Source organism: Rhizorhabdus histidinilytica (assembly GCF_900167915.1).
In the GTDB taxonomy this organism is placed as follows: Bacteria; Pseudomonadota; Alphaproteobacteria; order Sphingomonadales; family Sphingomonadaceae; genus Rhizorhabdus; species Rhizorhabdus histidinilytica.
In genome coordinates, this window is record NZ_FUYM01000003.1 from 415,098 (window position 1) to 431,380 (window position 16,283).

The 16,283-nt window shown below is 68.9% G+C and carries 17 protein-coding genes; 12 read left to right on the top strand and 5 right to left on the bottom strand.

What is annotated here, in order from left to right; translation table 11 throughout:
- Positions 1-20: 20 nt before the first annotated feature.
- From B5X82_RS08790 to B5X82_RS08800, 3 genes are all read right to left on the bottom strand, one after another.
- Complete coding sequence (locus B5X82_RS08790; protein ID WP_235862636.1) at positions 21-830, bottom strand: hypothetical protein; 810 nt, start codon at positions 828-830, stop codon at positions 21-23.
- 87 nt (positions 831-917) lie between these two features.
- Positions 918-1,739 carry a flagellin N-terminal helical domain-containing protein gene (locus B5X82_RS08795; RefSeq protein ID WP_079647779.1) on the bottom strand — a complete coding sequence of 274 codons (822 nt, stop codon included), beginning with the start codon at positions 1,737-1,739 and terminating at the stop codon, positions 918-920.
- Between the two features lie 457 nt (positions 1,740-2,196).
- Positions 2,197-3,018 (bottom strand): flagellin N-terminal helical domain-containing protein, encoded by an 822-nt coding sequence (locus tag B5X82_RS08800; protein WP_079647780.1) that lies wholly within the window; start codon positions 3,016-3,018, stop codon positions 2,197-2,199.
- A gap of 479 nt (positions 3,019-3,497) precedes the next feature.
- Here B5X82_RS08800 and B5X82_RS08805 point away from each other — a divergent pair, with 479 nt between their 5' ends.
- The 12 genes from B5X82_RS08805 (at position 3,498) to B5X82_RS08850 (ending at position 13,431) form a co-directional block, all read left to right on the top strand.
- On the top strand, positions 3,498-4,775 hold the full coding sequence (locus B5X82_RS08805) for a sigma-54 interaction domain-containing protein (RefSeq protein ID WP_079647781.1): 1,278 nt from the start codon (positions 3,498-3,500) through the stop codon (positions 4,773-4,775).
- Positions 4,776-4,786: 11 nt separating this feature from the next.
- Complete coding sequence (gene fliE, locus B5X82_RS08810) at positions 4,787-5,152, top strand: flagellar hook-basal body complex protein FliE (RefSeq protein ID WP_079647782.1); 366 nt, start codon at positions 4,787-4,789, stop codon at positions 5,150-5,152.
- A gap of 3 nt (positions 5,153-5,155) precedes the next feature.
- Positions 5,156-6,892 (top strand): flagellar basal-body MS-ring/collar protein FliF, encoded by a 1,737-nt coding sequence (fliF, locus tag B5X82_RS08815; protein WP_079647783.1) that lies wholly within the window; start codon positions 5,156-5,158, stop codon positions 6,890-6,892.
- A gap of 4 nt (positions 6,893-6,896) precedes the next feature.
- Positions 6,897-7,931 carry a flagellar motor switch protein FliG gene (fliG, locus tag B5X82_RS08820; RefSeq protein ID WP_079647784.1) on the top strand — a complete coding sequence of 345 codons (1,035 nt, stop codon included), beginning with the start codon at positions 6,897-6,899 and terminating at the stop codon, positions 7,929-7,931.
- Positions 7,924-8,577 (top strand): FliH/SctL family protein, encoded by a 654-nt coding sequence (locus tag B5X82_RS08825; RefSeq protein WP_079647785.1) that lies wholly within the window; start codon positions 7,924-7,926, stop codon positions 8,575-8,577. The genes fliG and B5X82_RS08825 overlap by 8 nt, the downstream gene beginning before the upstream one ends.
- Entirely contained in the window at positions 8,574-9,899 is a 1,326-nt protein-coding gene (locus B5X82_RS08830) for a FliI/YscN family ATPase (protein WP_079647786.1), read from the top strand. The genes B5X82_RS08825 and B5X82_RS08830 overlap by 4 nt, the downstream gene beginning before the upstream one ends.
- Positions 9,896-10,324, top strand: a complete 429-nt coding sequence (locus tag B5X82_RS08835; RefSeq protein ID WP_079647787.1) for a hypothetical protein — start codon at positions 9,896-9,898, stop codon at positions 10,322-10,324. Before B5X82_RS08830 ends, B5X82_RS08835 begins: the two co-directional genes overlap by 4 nt.
- A gap of 1 nt (position 10,325) precedes the next feature.
- Positions 10,326-12,023, top strand: a complete 1,698-nt coding sequence (locus B5X82_RS08840; protein WP_079647788.1) for a flagellar hook-length control protein FliK — start codon at positions 10,326-10,328, stop codon at positions 12,021-12,023.
- Between the two features lie 16 nt (positions 12,024-12,039).
- Positions 12,040-12,639: a flagellar basal body-associated FliL family protein gene (locus B5X82_RS08845; RefSeq protein WP_079647789.1), complete on the top strand. Its 600-nt coding sequence runs from the start codon at positions 12,040-12,042 to the stop codon at positions 12,637-12,639.
- Positions 12,640-12,793: 154 nt separating this feature from the next.
- Entirely contained in the window at positions 12,794-12,946 is a 153-nt protein-coding gene (locus tag B5X82_RS26310) for a hypothetical protein (protein WP_176152490.1), read from the top strand.
- A 63-nt stretch (positions 12,947-13,009) separates the two neighbouring features.
- A complete protein-coding gene (locus B5X82_RS27225; RefSeq protein WP_268878222.1) occupies positions 13,010-13,144 on the top strand; it encodes a hypothetical protein in 135 nt (44 codons plus the stop codon).
- Positions 13,145-13,152: 8 nt separating this feature from the next.
- Positions 13,153-13,431 carry a DUF3175 domain-containing protein gene (locus tag B5X82_RS08850; RefSeq protein ID WP_079647790.1) on the top strand — a complete coding sequence of 93 codons (279 nt, stop codon included), beginning with the start codon at positions 13,153-13,155 and terminating at the stop codon, positions 13,429-13,431.
- A 70-nt stretch (positions 13,432-13,501) separates the two neighbouring features.
- On the opposite strand, the gene lpdA is transcribed toward B5X82_RS08850, so the two are convergent.
- Entirely contained in the window at positions 13,502-14,893 is a 1,392-nt protein-coding gene (lpdA, locus tag B5X82_RS08855) for a dihydrolipoyl dehydrogenase (RefSeq protein WP_079647791.1), read from the bottom strand.
- Between the two features lie 141 nt (positions 14,894-15,034).
- Positions 15,035-16,282, bottom strand: a complete 1,248-nt coding sequence (odhB, locus tag B5X82_RS08860) for a 2-oxoglutarate dehydrogenase complex dihydrolipoyllysine-residue succinyltransferase (protein WP_079647792.1) — start codon at positions 16,280-16,282, stop codon at positions 15,035-15,037.
- Between the last annotated feature and the right edge of the window lies 1 nt (position 16,283).

Below are 16,283 nucleotides of genomic sequence, written 5' to 3' on the forward strand. Positions count from 1 at the left end.
CCACCCGGAGGGGGCAGAGCCTAACGCCCCCCGATCACGGTTTCGATCCGGTCCATCTTCCGCTCGAACTCGTTGAGCCGGGCGTTGGTCGCGACCTGCCCTTCGTGCACGGCGCGGACGACCTGGGTCAGCGGGTCGCGTTCGAGCAGGCCCTTCTGCAGGTTTTCCATGCGATGCTGGAGCTCGGCGCTGGTCACCGGTGCGCTGGCGAGCTGGGCCTGCTGCGCCCTGAGCAGTTCGACCTGCCGGTCGCGGACGATCCGCAGGTCGTGGATCAATCGGGTCGCGCTTTCGAGCTGCGCCTGGCGCTCGCGCGCATCGGCGACGACGAGCTGTGCGGACATGATCGTCCGCTCGGCGATCACGAGGCCAGCGGCGGAGACCAGGCTCGACACCAGGCCGAGGCCGATCGCCACCCGGCCGAGCATCGCACTGCGGGAGGGAGCCGGCGCGACCGCGACGGGCTCCGGAATGGGGGTCGGCAAAGGTGCGGCTGCGGGGGCGGCCACGGCAGCCGGTTCGGCGGCGGGCTCGTCCTGCGATGTCGGCTGCGGGTTGGGCTGCTGTTGCGGAACAGCCTCGGCTTCGGCCCCGGACGCGGCGGGAACCTCTTCGACCTCGACGATCGGCACCGCCGTGATCACGGTGGCCGGAGCCGGCTCGACCGCTGGGGCCGGCTCGGCGGCCGGCGGGACGGGCTTGTCCTCGCGAGCCTGGGCGACACTCGTCTCGAGATCCTCGAGCGCCTTCAGCGCCGCATCGAAACCCTTTCCGCTCGTACCCTTGGTCGCGTCCATCACCCTGATCCCGTCGATGGCATGAAATCTCACGGACAAGGCCCCCGGCGCGGGGGAAACGCTGCGCCGGGGGCCTGTCTGGAAGGGCGGACCGTTGGCCGGACCGCCCCGGTGCCGGTCTTAGCGCAGGAGGCTAAGGACGCTCTGACCGTTCTGGTTCGCCTGGGCGAGCATCGCGGTCGAGGCCTGGGCCAGGATCTGCGACTTGGCCAGCGCGGTCGATTCCACCGAGAAGTCCGCATCCTCGATCCGCGAGCGGGCCTCAGACAGGTTGGTGACGTTCGCGGTCAGCACGTTGACGGCGGCGTCGAGGCGGCTCTGGGTCGCGCCGAGCCCGGCCCGGACGGTGTTGACCTGGCTGAGCGCATCGTCGGCGGCGGTGATCGCCAGCGCGGCATTGGCAGCCGTGTCGACCTTGATCGTGGCGGCATAGGCCGCAGCGACCTTGTCGAGACCACCGACCGAGATCGAGGTGCTGTCGCCGGCATTGACGCCGGTCTGGATCGCGAAGCTGGTGCCCGAGGTGGCCGAGAACAGCGTGTTGCCATTGAACTTGGTCTTGGTCACCACGTCGGTGATCTGCGACTGGAGCGCCGCGACCTCGGTCTGCAGATTGGCGCGATCGGTCGACTGGTAGGTGCCGTTGGCAGCCTGGACCGACAGTTCGCGGATGCGCTGCAGCATGTTGCTGACCTCGCCCAGCGCGCCTTCGGCGGTCTGCGCCAGCGAAATGCCGTCGTTGGCGTTACGGATCGCGACGGACATGCCGCGGACCGACGCGGTCATCGACGAAGCGATCGCCATGCCGGCGGCGTCGTCCTTGGCGCTGTTGATGCGCTTGCCGCTCGACAGGCGCTCCATCGCGGTCGCCTGCAGCTGCGAGGACAGACGGCCCGCATTCTGCGCACGCAGCGACGAGATATTGGTGTTGATGACAGCCATTTGAAAAATCCTTCCGCTACTACTCGGCGTTCCGGCTCACTCGGCCGTCCTCGCCACGAAACCGGTAACGACGCCCCGAAAGCGGGCTTAAGGAAGAAAGATGGTTAGCGCGGGTTAACCTTGATTTTCGTGGTTAACAGGGTGTGAAAGGCGCCTGGAAAGGCGAGAAATCGGCGCTTTTTCGAGGGTTATGCGATCCTGTCGCCGGCGCGCCACCCGCCCCTCCCCGTCATGCCGAACTCGTTTCGGCATCCACCAGGCCGCTCAGGCTGTCCCGGAGAACAGGCGGGCATTCGCAACAGGAGCCCCGAGATCGAAGTCCGGCCTCCCGGTGGATGCTGAAACGAGTTCAGCATGACGGTTTCGGTCATGGCGAAGGGACAAGCAAAAACCGAAACGACCCCCGATGCGGATGCACCGGGGGCCGTCTCGGCCAGCAAATGATGAGGTGGAAGTCTTATTTGAGCAGGCTGAGCACGCTCTGCTGGCTCTGGTTCGCCTGGGCGAGCATCGCCGTCGACGCCTGCTGAAGGATGCCGGCCTTGGCGAGCGCAGTCGATTCCACCGAGAAGTCGGTATCCTCGATCCGCGAGCGGGCTTCGGACAGATTGGTGATGTTCGCGGTCAGCACGTTGATCGTCGCGTCGAGCCGGTTCTGATTGGCACCGAGGCTGGCCCGGACTGTGGCGACCTGGGTCAGCGCATTGTCGGCGGCGGTGATCGCCAGGCCGGCATTGGCGGCCGTGTCGACCTTGATCGTGGCGGCATAGGCCGCGGCGACCTTGTCGAGGGCACCGACCGAGATCGCGGTGGTGTCGCCCGAGTTGATGCCGGTCTGGATCGAGAAGCTGGTACCCGACGTCGCCGAGAACAGCGTGTTGCCGTTGAACTTCGTGCCGGTGACGATGTCGGAGATCTGCGACTGAAGCGCGGCAACCTCGGTCTGCAGATTGGCGCGATCGGTCGTCTGATAGGTGCCGTTGGCGGCCTGCACCGCCAGCTCGCGGACCCGCTGCAGCATGTTGGCGGCTTCGCCAAGGGCGCCTTCTGCGGTCTGCGACAGCGAGATGCCGTCATTGGCGTTGCGGATCGCGACCGACATGCCGCGGATCGAAGCGGTCATCGACGAGGCGATGGCGAGGCCGGCGGCATCGTCCTTCGCCGAGTTGATGCGCTTGCCGCTCGAAAGACGGGCCATCGCGGTCGACTGGAGCTGGTCGGCCAGGCGGCCCGCATTCTGGGCACGCAGCGAAGAGATGTTGGTGTTGATGACGGTCATTGGATCAGTCCTTACCTGGTTAAAGGGGCGATGATCCGGTGCTGGCCGTTCTCGCCTCGATCCCATTAACGGCCGTGCTTACCCGGGCTTTAACCGTGAAAATTCACCACGGTCGTTTTTTTCGGAATTTTTCAATCAAATCATTGATTCATATGAGTAAATTTTTCAAACTTTCTTCAAGATCGCCGCTGCTGCCATAGCGGCCCCCTCCCCGCGACACACGATGCAAGGCGCCCCCGGCAATTTTTTGCCGGGTTCGACCAAAGGATGGAAACCACCTGCCGGCCTTGGTAAAATCCTTATCTTACAAAGAGATGATCGACAGGTTCGAGTTTCCCTCACGCGCGGGCGCGCGACGGGCACGGGTCCGGGCCCGCGCGGCGCGCGGTCTATTAAGACTTTTTAAGTTAATCCGCCGGTAAGCATGTCCGGCAAGGAGCGGGCGTGACTGGCACGCCGGATCCGCGAGAAGGACGGCGATGGTGATGATCGGCATCAGCGAGAAGGCGCAGGGTTCGCAGCCGACGCTCGTGTCGTGGCTGGCCGGCGCCGGCATCGAGACGATGCTGATCGATCCGGCCGCGACCCAGAGCCGCGACGGCCGCCGCATCCTGCACGTCACCGAAGTCGGCATGGCCCGACAGCACGACATTCTGATCGATTTCGCCGACGGCGCCCCGGTGCTGCGCCGCGCCAAGATCGGCCGCCCGGCGACCATCATCTTCGGCTTCGAGGACATGGCGTTCGGCCACGCGCTGATCGCCGAACTGATCCGCCCCCGCCCGATGCCGGCCTGCGGCGAGCCCGAGAGCGCCCGCTTTCTGGGCCTGGCGGCCCGCATCGCCCGCAGCGACGCCACCGTCCTGCTGCTCGGCGAGACCGGCACCGGCAAGGAGGGCGTCGCCCGCTACATCCACGCCGCCTCGCCGCGCGCCGACAAGCCGTTCGTCGCGGTCAACTGCGCGGCGCTGCCCGAGACGATGCTCGAGGCGATGCTGTTCGGCCACCAGAAGGGCGCCTTTACCGGCGCCAGCGGCGCGGGCGAAGGCCTGTTCCGCGCGGCCGAGGGCGGTACGCTGCTGCTCGACGAGATCGCCGAGCTGCCGCTTGCCCTCCAGGCCAAGCTGCTGCGCGCGCTTCAGGAGCGCGAGGTCCTGCCGGTCGGCGCCACCGCGCCGGTCGCGGTCGACCTGCGCATCATCGCCGCCGGCAACCGCGACCTCGCCGTCGAGGTCGAGGCCGGCCGCTTCCGCGCCGATCTCTACTGGCGGCTCAACGTCATGCCGCTCGTCCTCAAGCCGCTCGGCGCTCGCCGCCAGGACATCCGCGCGATCGCCGCCGCCCTGATGCTGCGCCATACGCCCGAGCATGAGGAGCTGGCCTGGCCGACCGCGCAGGCGCTCGACCGGCTGATGGCGCACGACTGGCCGGGCAATGTCCGCGAGCTGGAGAACGTCCTGCAGCGCGCGATGCTGATGCGCGACGGCACGCGGATCGCAGCCGACGACCTGATCATCGACCGCGCGCCCGCCGCGCCGCGCGCCTCCGCGCCGGCCGAGGCCGCGCCGGTCGCACCCGCCGCCATCGCCGAGCCGACGCCGATCCGCCTGGCCGACGCCAAGCGGATCAGCCAGGCCCGTGCGATCGAGGAAGCCCTTGCCGCCACGGGCGGCCACCGTCTCCGCGCCGCCCAGCGGCTCGGCATTTCCGAACGCACCCTGCGCTATCGCATGGCCGATATGCGCGCGGTGGCTTGAGGGAGCGCACGATGACGACCGTCAACACCAGCAATCTCCTGGCGATGCGCAACGCCATATTGCAGCAGAACAGCGCGCTGCAGAAGGCGGCCGCCGCACCCGCGCCGAACCCGCTGACGGGCGCCGGCGCGATCGGCAGCGCCACCGCCGCGCCCGACGGCAACTTCGCCTCGACGCTGCGCGGCGCGATCACCGAGGTCAACGCCATGCAGGCGAAGGCCGGCGCGATCACCGAGAGCTACGAACGCGGCGAGACCACCGACATCGCGGCGGTGATGCTCCAGCGCGAGCAGGCCAGTGTCGGCTTCCAGGCGACGCTCCAGGTCCGCAACAAACTCCTGTCCGCCTACAAGGACATCATGAGCATGCCGGTATAATCGATGGCTGACATCATCCCCTCCCCCGCCTCCGCCCCCGCGCTGACCGGCTCGCCGGCCGGTTCGGGCGTCGGCACCGGCGCCGTGCTCGAACGGATCAAGGACTTCACGGGCCAGCCCGCGGTCCAGCGCAGCCTGCCGATGGTCGGCCTGATCGGCCTGCTCGGCGGCGCCGCACTGCTCTGGTCGACGATGTCGGGCGCGCCGCAGCGCGACCTGTTCGCCGGGATGGGCGACGCCGACAAGGCGGCGGTCGCCGAGGCGCTCAAGACCGCCAACATCCCCTATCAGATCGACCGTGGCACCGGCGCGCTCACCGTACCGGAGACGAGCTTCTACCAGGCGAAGATGCTGCTCGCGCAGCAGGGCCTGCCCAAGTCCGCGCCCGACGGCGACGCCCTCATCTCCTCGCTGCCGCTTGGCGCCAGCCGCGCGGTCGAAGGCGAGAAGCTGCGCACCGCGCGCGAGATGGACCTCGCCCGCACGATCGAGGCGATCGACGCGGTCGAGAGCGCCAAGGTCCATGTCGCCGCCGAACAGCCCAGCGTGTTCCTGCGCGACGAGGCCAAGCCGCAGGCGTCGGTCATGCTCCGCCTGCGCGCCGGCCGCGCCCTGTCGGACTCGCAGGTCCAGGCGATCGTCCACCTCGTCGCCTCGTCGGTGCCGAACCTGTCGCCCGACGGCGTCTCGATCGTCGACCAGGCGGGCCGCCTGCTGTCCGCGTCGGGCAGCGATCCGATGAGCCAGGCCTCGACCCGGCAGGTCGACATCCAGAGCAAGATCGAGCAGCGCTATCTCGACGCGCTCACCAAGATCCTGACCCCGATCGTCGGCCCCGGCAACTTCACCGCCGAGGTCCACGCCGACGTCGACTTCACCGAGACCCAGGCGACGCGCGAGAGCTACCCCAAGGATACCGCCGTGGTCCGCCAGGAGCAGGGAAGCTGGACCGGCGACAAGAAGGACGGCGAAGCGACCGGCATCCCCGGCGCGCTGTCGAACCAGCCGCCCGCCGCCAGCCAGGTCGCCGCCGCGCCGAACCAGACCGTCGCCGCGCCGGCCGCCGGCACCACGGATGCCGCCAATGCCGGCAAGACCTCCGAGAACTACAACCGCACCTATGAGCTGGGCCGCGAGGTCTCCGTGACCCGCGCGCCGATCGGCACCGTCAAGCGGCTGTCGGTCGCGGTGGCGCTGCGCGAGGGCAGCCGCAAGTTCAGCCGCGCCGAGCTGGCGTCGATCGAGACGCTGGTGCGCGGCGCGATCGGCGCGGACCAGGCGCGCGGCGACGTCGTCGCGCTGTCGGCGCGCAGCTTCGCCGTCGCCGAGGAGGCCGAGGCCAAGCCCAATTGGTGGGATGCCCCCTGGGTGTCCACCCTCGCCCGCAACCTGTCGGCGCTGCTCGTCGTCGCGTTGCTCGTGTTCGGCGTCGCCAAGCCGCTGCTCAAGCGCCGCGCCGCCTATCTCGAGGAGAAGAAGGCCGCGCTCGATGCGATGGTCGCCTCGGGCGGACGCCTGCCGCAGGGCACCAACCCCACCATCCGTGCCGAGATCGCCTCCGAAATGGCCCAGCAGGCGCTGATCGACCCGAACAAGCCGGTCACCCTCGATATGATCGAAGCGACCCCGGGCTATGCCAATCGGGCCGAATTGATCCGCAACTTCGTCCGGCAGGACCCCGACCGCGCTGCACTGGTCGTCCGCGACCTGATCCGCGCCGACATGCCGGGGGCGAACTGACGCCATGGCCGACGGAACCCCGATCGATACGGAGAACGCGACGCCGGTCGAGCCTTCGGGCAGCTCCGCCGCCGCGATCCTGCTGATGCTGCTCGGCGAAGAGGAGGCCGCCACCGTGCTGAGCCGCCTGGAACCCGACGAGGTCCAGCATCTCGGCGGCGCGATGTTCAACGTCGCCAACATCTCCGAACAGGAGATCGACGGCGTGTTCGACGTATTCGTCGACCGAGCCCGGGTCCGCACCACGCTGGGCTTCGGCGTCGAGCGCCAGATCAAGGGCATCATGCACAAGGCGCTGGGGCAGGACAAAGCCGACCAGGTCCTGCAGCGCATCACCCCGGTCCAGCATACCAACGCGCTCGAAAACCTGAAGTGGATGGACGCTCGGCAGATCGCCAACCTGATCGCGTTCGAGCATCCCCAGATCGCCGCGATCGTCCTCGCCTTCCTCGACGCGCAGCGCGCCGCCGACGTGCTCGCGCTGCTGCCCGAAGAGATGCAGGCCGACCTCGTCTATCGCGTCGCCACCATGGGGCCGGTGACCGAGACCGCGCTGGCCGAGCTCGACGAATTGCTGAGCCGCCCCGCCACGGCCCAGTCGACCGGCGCGACCACCCGGCGCGGCGGCGCGGGCGAGGCCGCGAAAATCGTCAACAGCTCCCGCAAGGCCGCCGAGCAGCGGATCATCAAGGCGCTGCAAAAGCTCGACAAGACCGTCGCCCGCACGATCGAGGAGGAGATGTTCGTCTTCGACAATCTGATGGCGCTGACCGAGAAGGACCTCGGCACGCTGCTGCGGGCGGTCGAAAGCGACATCCTCGTCGTCTCGCTCAAGGGCGCAGACGAGAAGCTGCGCGCCAAGATCTTCGGCTGCATGTCGAGCCGCGCCGCCCAATCGATCCAGGACGAGATCGCCGATCGCGGCCCGATGCGCCTCGCCGACGTTCAGGAAGGGCAGAAGCAGATGCTCGCCGTCGCCCGCAAACTGGCGGCGGAAGGCACGATCAGCCTCGGCGGCAAGGGCGACGACTTTGTCTGAGGTCTGGACCAGCGAGATCGGCATCGCCGCCACCCGGGTCGACGCCTGGACCCGCCCGGCGCCGTCGAGCAGCTTCACCGCCTGGGGCGGGGGCGCCGGCCATCCGCGCCGCCGGGCGAGCGACTTCGCGCCGAGCGCGATGGCGAGCGCGCCGGAGGACGATCCCGCGCCCGATATCGAGGCGATCCGCGCCGATGCGTTTGCCGAAGGCTTCGACCATGGCCGGCAGGCGGTGCTTGCCGAATTCGCCCGCGAGCGCGAGGCGTTGGCCCAACTGATCCGATCGGCCGAGGCGCTGCAGCCCGAGCCGGCCGGCCCGCTCGCCGCAGTGCTCGCCGAGACGGTCGCTCGCCTCGTCCGCCAGGTCGTCGGCGAGGTGAAGATCGACCCGGCGACGCTCCGCGAACGCGCAGAGACGATCGCCGAGATGGTCACCGCCGAGTCCGGTCCCGCCCGGCTGCGCCTGCACCCTGACGACATCGCGATGCTCGACGGGGTCGACCTCGGCCTGCCGGTCGCACCCGACCATCATCTCGCCTCTGGCACGATCATCCTGGAAAGCGGCGAAGGCTGGATCGAGGACGGTCCGCAGGTTCGCCTCGCCCGGCTGCGCGCGCAGCTCGATGGCATGGGTCTCCCCCGATGAGCCTCGCCGCGAGAGCCGAAGCGATGCTCGGCGCGGTCGAGATCGACCATGCAGGCCCGCGCAGGATTGGCCGCCTCGCCTCCTATGACGGGCTGATGCTCGAGGCGACCGGTTTTCCGATGCCGGTCGGCTCCAACGCCCGCGTGATCGACGCCGACGGCCATGCGGCGCTCGCCGAGGTGGTCGGCTTCCGCGGCAACCGCACGCTGCTGATGGCGCTCGACGCCGATGCGCCGCACAGCGCCGGCGCGCGGGTCGAGCCCGACCGGCGGGGCGGATCGGTCGACGTCGGCGAGACGCTGCTCGGCCGGGTGATGGATGCGCTCGGCAACCCGATCGACGGGCTCGGCCCGATCGCCACCTCCGAACGTTGGCCGCTGGCCGGCCGGCGCGGAAATCCGCTCGACCGCGCCCGCGTCACCGAGCCGTTCGACATGGGCGTCCGCGCGATCAACGCACTGCTGACCGCCGGCGTCGGACAGCGCATCGCGATCGCCGCCGGATCGGGCGTCGGCAAGTCGGTGCTGATGGGCCAGATGATCGCGGGCGCCGATGCAGACATCATCGTCGTCGGCCTGGTCGGCGAACGCAGCCGCGAGGTTTCGGACTTCCTGGCGACCAAGCTGGCGGGCCCGGTCCGCCAGAAGAGCGTCGTCGTCGCGGTCCCCGCCGACCATCCGCCGGTGCTGCGCCTGCGCGCCGCGATGCGCGCGACCGCTATCGCCGAATATTTTCGTGCGCAGGGCAAGCGCGTCCTGCTGCTGATCGACAGCCTCACCCGCGTCGCCCACGCGCAGCGCGAGATCGGCCTGTCGCTGGGCGAGCCGCCGACGATGAAGGGCTATCCGCCATCCGCTCTCGGCCTGATTCCGCGCCTGATCGAGCGCGCCGGCGTCGATGCCCATTCGGGCGGATCGATCACCGCGCTCTACACAGTGCTCGCCGACGGCGACGACACCGATGATCCGATCGTCGACACCGCGCGCGCGATCGTCGACGGCCATATCATCCTGTCGCGCAGCCTGGCCGAGCAGGGTGTCTTCCCCGCGATCGACGTCGGCAAGTCGCTGAGCCGCGTGATGAGCGACATCGTTACGCCCGAGCACCAGCAGGCGGCGCAGATCCTCCGCCGGCTCTGGGCGGTCTATGAGGAGAATCGCGACCTGATCCTGATGGGTGCCTATCGCACCGGCAGCGATCCGATCGTCGATGTCGCGATCGCGCGGCACGACCATATCCTCGAGTTCATCAGCCAGGGCCAGAAGGACCGCGTCGACTATGCCCAGTCGGTCCAGGCGCTGGTTGAGGCGTTCGGCGGATGAAGGCGCTGGTCCGGAAGCGGGCGCGGATCACGCGCGTGCGGGCGGCGCAGCACCTGCTTGCCGCGTCCGCCGCGGCCAGCGCCGAGGCGCAGGTCGATCAGCTCGAAACCAACGCCGCCAAACTCGCCAGCCTGCGCGACAGCCTGACGCTGCCGGTCGGGCCGGTGTCGGGTGCGGCGTTGCAGAACCGGGGTGAGCTCGCGCTGCGGCTCGATAATGCCCGCCACGGCCTGAGCGGGGCGATCGCCTCAGCGAAGGCGACCGCCGAGCAGAAGGTGGCCGAGCGGCTCGAAGCGCGCCAGCGCCAGGAAAGCGCCGCAAAGCTCGACGCACGGGCGGTGCAGGCGCTGACCGAGTGGACCGAGGCGCGGATGGCCGCGTCGTTCCGGCCGAAGCTCGCCAAGACCAATGAAGGGGACAATTGAGATGGGTGTTGCCGCGCTTTCGACCTCCGCGATCGCGTTGAGCGTGGGTTCGGCGCCGCAGCCGGGGGCCGCCATCGCCGCCTCCGGGTCTCCGGCCACCCCGGCGCCCCCCGTGATGTTCGCGCAGCTCGTCGCCGAAGCCAAGTCCGGCGACAGAGGTGCGCAGCAGGGCACCAGCGCCGAGACCGGCCGCGAGGGCGACGCCGAAACCCCCGCCACGATCGTCGACGAGATGCTCGCGACCGCACCAGCCGACGAGACCAAGGATAATGCGAGCGATACGTCGAGCGACCTGCTCGCTGACATCGTCGCGATGGTGACCGCCGCCGCGCAGGTCACCGTCATCCCGGCTCCCACCGCCACGGCCGCACCCGTCACGCCGCAGGCCGCGCCTGTCGCAGAAGCGCCGGTCGCAGCTCCGACGGCGGCGACCAACCGCACCGCCGCGGTCATCGTCACCGTGCCGGCGCCCGTCGTGCAGCCAGCGCCGCAGCTCCCGGCGCGCGCCGGCCAGCCTGCGGTGCCCGTCCCCGACGAGGCCGCGCCGCCGGCTCCGCCCGCCGCGACCGTCGATCCGGCTCCCGCCGCGACGGCCGAGCCGGAACCCGCGCCGGCGCCGACCGATGCGAAGCAGGCTCCGGTCGCCACCGCCGCCGCGCCGAAATCGCTGCCCAGCGACATCGCCTCGCTGCTGGCCTCGCTGAAGGCCGCCTTCCACCCCGCCGGCCAGCCGCCGGTGAAGGAGGCCACCGCCGCGCCGATCCCGGTCGCGCCGCTCCCCGATCTTCCCGTCGCAGCGCCGGTCGAGACGCCGGTCGCGGCGGTCGTCCCGACCGATCAGGTCGCGCTCGCCCCGGCCGATGGCGTCACCGTCGAAACCGTCATCGCCGAAACCGCCAGGCCGAAGGACGGCAAAGCCGTCGCGAAGGCCGTGAGCTCCGTACCGACTGCCGTCGCCGATGCCCCAGCCCCGGCACCCTCAGCGGCCCCGGCAACGATCGTCGCCGGTGCGCGGCCGCAGCGCGGCGATGGGCCCGCCCCGCTCGCCGACGCCGCTCGCCCGGCCGAGGACGCCGCCGAACCGGCCCGGCCCGCCGCCACCCCAGCTCCGGCGGCAATGGCCCCGGCCGCCGCTCCGCAGGTGGCCGTCGCCCAGCCGGTCGCCGTTGCCCCGTTGGTGAACGATGCCGCGGCCGCCGATTCTCCGGCCGCGGTCGACCAGCCCGACCAGGTCATCGCCCGGCATCTCGATCTTGCTCGCGACAATCAGTGGCTCGATCGGCTGGCGCGCGATATCAGCCAGGCGGCCACGCACCAGGGCCACCTCAAATTCCAGCTCAATCCCGAGCATCTCGGCGCGCTGACCGTCGAGATCGCCAACGGCGCGTCGGGTACCGCGATCCGCATGACCGCCGAGACCGACCAGACCCGCGCGATCATCGCCGACGCGCAGCCGCGGCTGCTCGCCGAGGTCCGCGCGCAGGGCCTGCGCGTGAGCGAATCGCATGTCGACCTGAACCAGCAGGGCCAGAGCGGCGGCTATGGCTCGTCCGCCTCGACCCACGGCCAGCAAGGTCAGTCAGGACAGCAACGCCAGCCCGCGTCAGCAGATCATCAACCTTTTGCCCGTACACAGGCCGCGATTCGTGACGATGCCGGCGATTCGGCATCGCGTGACGATGGTGATCTCTATGCCTGATCATGGGATGTGAACGATGAGTGCTGCCGCCGCTCCCGCCGCCGAGGCGCCCAAGAAGCCGGGCAAGATGAAGGGCATCCTGGTGATGCTCGTCGTCGCCCTCCTGTTCGCCGGCATCGGTGTCGGAGCCGGGCTATACGCGGCCGGCGCCGGCTTGGCCGGCGGCCACGCGAAGCCCGCCGAGGACCCCAACGCCCCCAAGCTCGTCCCCAAGGAAGGGGCGGACCAGGGCGATCATGGCGAGAAGAAGACCCTACCAATGGGCCTGGAGACCGACGCGTCCCCCGACCCGACCAAATACAAGGCGACCTTCTACACCTTCGAGCAGCCGTTCACCTCCAACCTGCGCGATTCGGACGGCTTCTCGCAGGTCGGGCTGGGCGTCTCGACCTATTACGACCAGAAGGTGCTCGACAATCTGAAGGACAATGAGATGCCGATCCGCTCGGCGATCCTGATGGTGATGGCGCAACAGGACAGCTTCACCATCTCGACCCCGGAGGGCAAGGTGAAGCTCCAGAAGGACCTCAAGACCGCGATCAACGACGTGCTGCGCCAGCGCACCGGCTTCGGCGGTATCGACAACGTCTACTTCACCAGCATGGTCGTCCAGTAAGTTTCGTCACGCAGCGTTGCGAGGAAGAGCCCCCGGGTTTCCGCCCGGGGGCTTTTTTGTCCGCCGCGTCGCGCCTCATGCCAAATCGTTCCGATCACGTATCGAGCGGAACGCCGGGCTCGTTCCTTCCGTTCTCCCCGCCGATAGGAGAAGGATGATGATCCGCAAGCTCAAGTCGGGCGAATATCGCCTCTACTCGCGCAAGCCGGACGCCAAGACCGGCAAGCGCCGCAACCTCGGCACATTCTCGTCGCGCGCGGCGGCCGAGAAGCACGAGCGCGAAGTCCAGTATTTCAAGCGCCACTGAACATCCGGAACGGTAGAGCCATTCCGCTCGTTCGAACGTCGATCACAAGGCAGGAGGAATATCATGGCTGACGTGAACCGTGACGAAAGAGTCGTCGTCGAGAAGAGCAGCATGAACGTCGGCGGCATCATCGCCGCGATCGCGTTGCTGCTGCTCGTGCTCGGGTTGCTCAAATTCCTCGGCATATCGCCGCTCTGAGGCTGGCGATGACGACCCATAAATGGTCGCAGCGGGTGACCGAGCATTCGGACGCGCTCACGCTCGATCGGGGCGTCTTCACCAAATCCGATCCGGCCGAGATCGCCCGCTCGCTCAAACGATCGGCAGAGCATAGCCGCCGGCGCAAGGCGACGCCGTTCCGATCGGCGATGTCGATGCTGACCTTCTACATCAATCGCGCGGGCAAGGACCTTCCGGAGAAGCAGAAGAAGGTCCTGGAAGCCGCAAAGGACGAACTGCGGAAGGCGTTCGGGAAGGAGAAATAAACGTCACCCCGCGCAGGCTGGGTGACGTGGAAGGGAGGGAGGGGCCGGAACCTCTCCCCCCGCCGGTGCATCAGATATGGATCGGCTTGCCGGTCACGGCCATCGCCGCTTCCTTGATCGCTTCCGAATGGGTCGGATGCGCGTGGCAGGTATAAGCGATGTCCTCGCTGGTCGCGCCGAACTCCATCGCCTGTGCGGCCTGCGCGATCATGGTGCCGGCGACCGAGGCGATGATGTGGACGCCCAGGACGCGGTCGGTCTTGGCGTCGGCGATCACTTTCACGAAGCCGTCGGGTTCATGGTTGGTCTTGGCGCGCGAATTGGCGAGCATCGGGAATTTGCCCACCTTCACCTCGCCGCGCTCCTTCGCCTCCTCCTCGGTCAGGCCCACGCCGGCGATCTCAGGCATGGTGTAGACGACGCCGGGAATGACGTCATGGTTCACGATGCCTGTCAGGCCGGCGATATTCTCGGCGACGGCGATGCCCTCGTCCTCGGCCTTGTGCGCCAGCATCGGACCAGGGACGACGTCGCCGATCGCCCAGATACCGGGGACCGCGGTGGCGAGGTCGTGGTCGACCTCGATCTGGCCGCGCTTGTTGACGGTCAGCCCGGCCCGTTCGAGCGCCAGCCCGTCGGTGTTCGGGCGGCGGCCGATCGACACCAGCACGGCGTCGGCCTCCAGCGTCTCGGCCGCGCCGCCGGCAGCGGGCTCGACGGTGACGCTCGCCTTGTCGCCCTTGACGGTCACACCGGTGACCTTGGTCGACAGCTTGAGCTCAATGCCCTGCTTCTTGAAGATCTTGGCGGCTTCCTTGCGGACCTCACCGTCCATGCCCGGCAGGAGCTGGTCGAGGAACTCGACGACGGTGACCTTGGCGCCGAGGCGCTTCCAGACCGAGCCCAGCTCCAGGCCGATAACGCCGCCGCCGATCACGACGAGATGGCCGGGGACCTTGGCCAGCTCGAGTGCGCCGGTCGAGGAGACGACGACCTTCTCGTCGATCTCGACGCCAGGCAGCGGAGTGACGTTGGAGCCGGTGGCGACGACGATGTTCCTAGCGCGGTAGCTCTTGCCCGCGACGTCGATCGTGTCCTTGCCGATGAACGCCGCATGACCCTTGAGCCATTCGACCTTGTTCTTCTTGAACAGGAACTCGATGCCGCCGGTCAGGCCCTTGACCGCGTCGCGGCGCTGCCCGTGCATCGTGTCGAGATCGAGCTCGACCTGAGCCTTGATGCCCAGCTTGGCGAGCTTGCCGCTGGCGGCCTCATCATAGAGCTCGGACGCGTGGAGCATCGCCTTGGACGGGATGCAACCCACGTTGAGGCAGGTGCCGCCGAGCGTCGCGCGGCTCTCCACGCAGGCGGTCTTGAGGCCGAGCTGCGCCGCGCGGATCGCGGCGACATAGCCGCCCGGGCCTGCGCCGATGACGATCACGTCGAAATCATAGTCGGACATGTCATATGCCTTTCTGGGTCGTCCTGCCGTGGGAGGCCGGCAGCGCAAGGGGAAAGGGATCGCCCTCCCTTTGGCGGCCCCGGTTCGTCATCCCCGGCAAAGCGGCGCTTCGCCGGGGACGGGTCGCCGGGGCGACGGGAATTACAGATCGATCAGCAGGCGGGTCGGATCCTCGATCGCGTTCTTGATCGCGACCAGGAAGGTCACCGCCTCGCGGCCGTCGATCAGGCGGTGATCGTAGCTGAGCGCCAGATACATCATCGGCCGTGCGACGATCTGTCCGTCACGGACGACCGGGCGCTCCTCGATCCGGTGCAGGCCGAGCACGCCGGCCTGCGGCGGATTGATGATCGGGGTCGACATCAGCGAGCCGAAGACGCCGCCGTTCGAGATGGTGAAGGTGCCGCCCTTCATCTCCTCGAGCTTGAGCGTGCCGGCCTTGGCACGGGCGCCGAAGTCGCCGATCGTCTTCTCGATCCCCGCGACCGACAGGTCCTGCGCGTCGCGGATCACCGGGACGACGAGGCCATTCGGCGCCGATACCGCGACCGAGACGTCGACATAGTCGCGATAGACGATCTCGTCGCCCTCGATCGAGGCGTTGACCGCGGGCACGTCGCGCAGCGCCATGCAGGCCGCCTTCACGAAGAAGCCCATGAAGCCCAGGCGGACGCCGTGCTTCTTCTCGAACAGGTCCTTGTACTTGTTGCGTGCCTCGATCACCGCCGTCATGTCGACGTCGTTGAAGGTGGTCAGGATCGCGGCCGTGTTCTGGGCCTCCTTGAGACGGCTCGCGACGGTCTGGCGCAGGCGGGTCATGCGGACCCGCTCCTCGCGGCGCTCGCCCGCCGGCGCGGCGACAGCGACCGGCGCCGCGGCCGGAGCCGCCGCTGCGGCGGCCGGCTTCGGCTGGGTCTTCGCCGCGGCGATCACGTCGTCCTTGGTCAGGCGGCCGTCCTTGCCGGTGCCCTTGATCTTCGACGGGTCGACGCCATGCTCCAGCACCGCGCGGCGGACCGACGGCGACAGGGTGACGGGGTCGCCCGCCTCCTCGACCGGCGCCGCGGCAGGCTCGGCCGGGGCAGCCGCCTCGGCCTGGCCGATCGCGTTGCGATCCTCGACCGCCGGGGTCGCAGCGGTCGAAGCCGTCGCGCCCGCGTCGATCCGCGCGATCACCGCGCCGACATTGACGGTATCGCCTTCGCCGACGACCAGCTCGGCGATGACGCCGGCGGTCGGAGCCGGGACTTCGACCGAGACCTTGTCGGTCTCCAGGCTGGCGATCGGTTCATCGGCCTTCACGGCCTCGCCGGGCTTCTTGAGCCACTGGCCCAGCGTCGCTTCAGTGATCGATTCGCCGAGCGTCGGCACCACCACATCGGTTGCCATC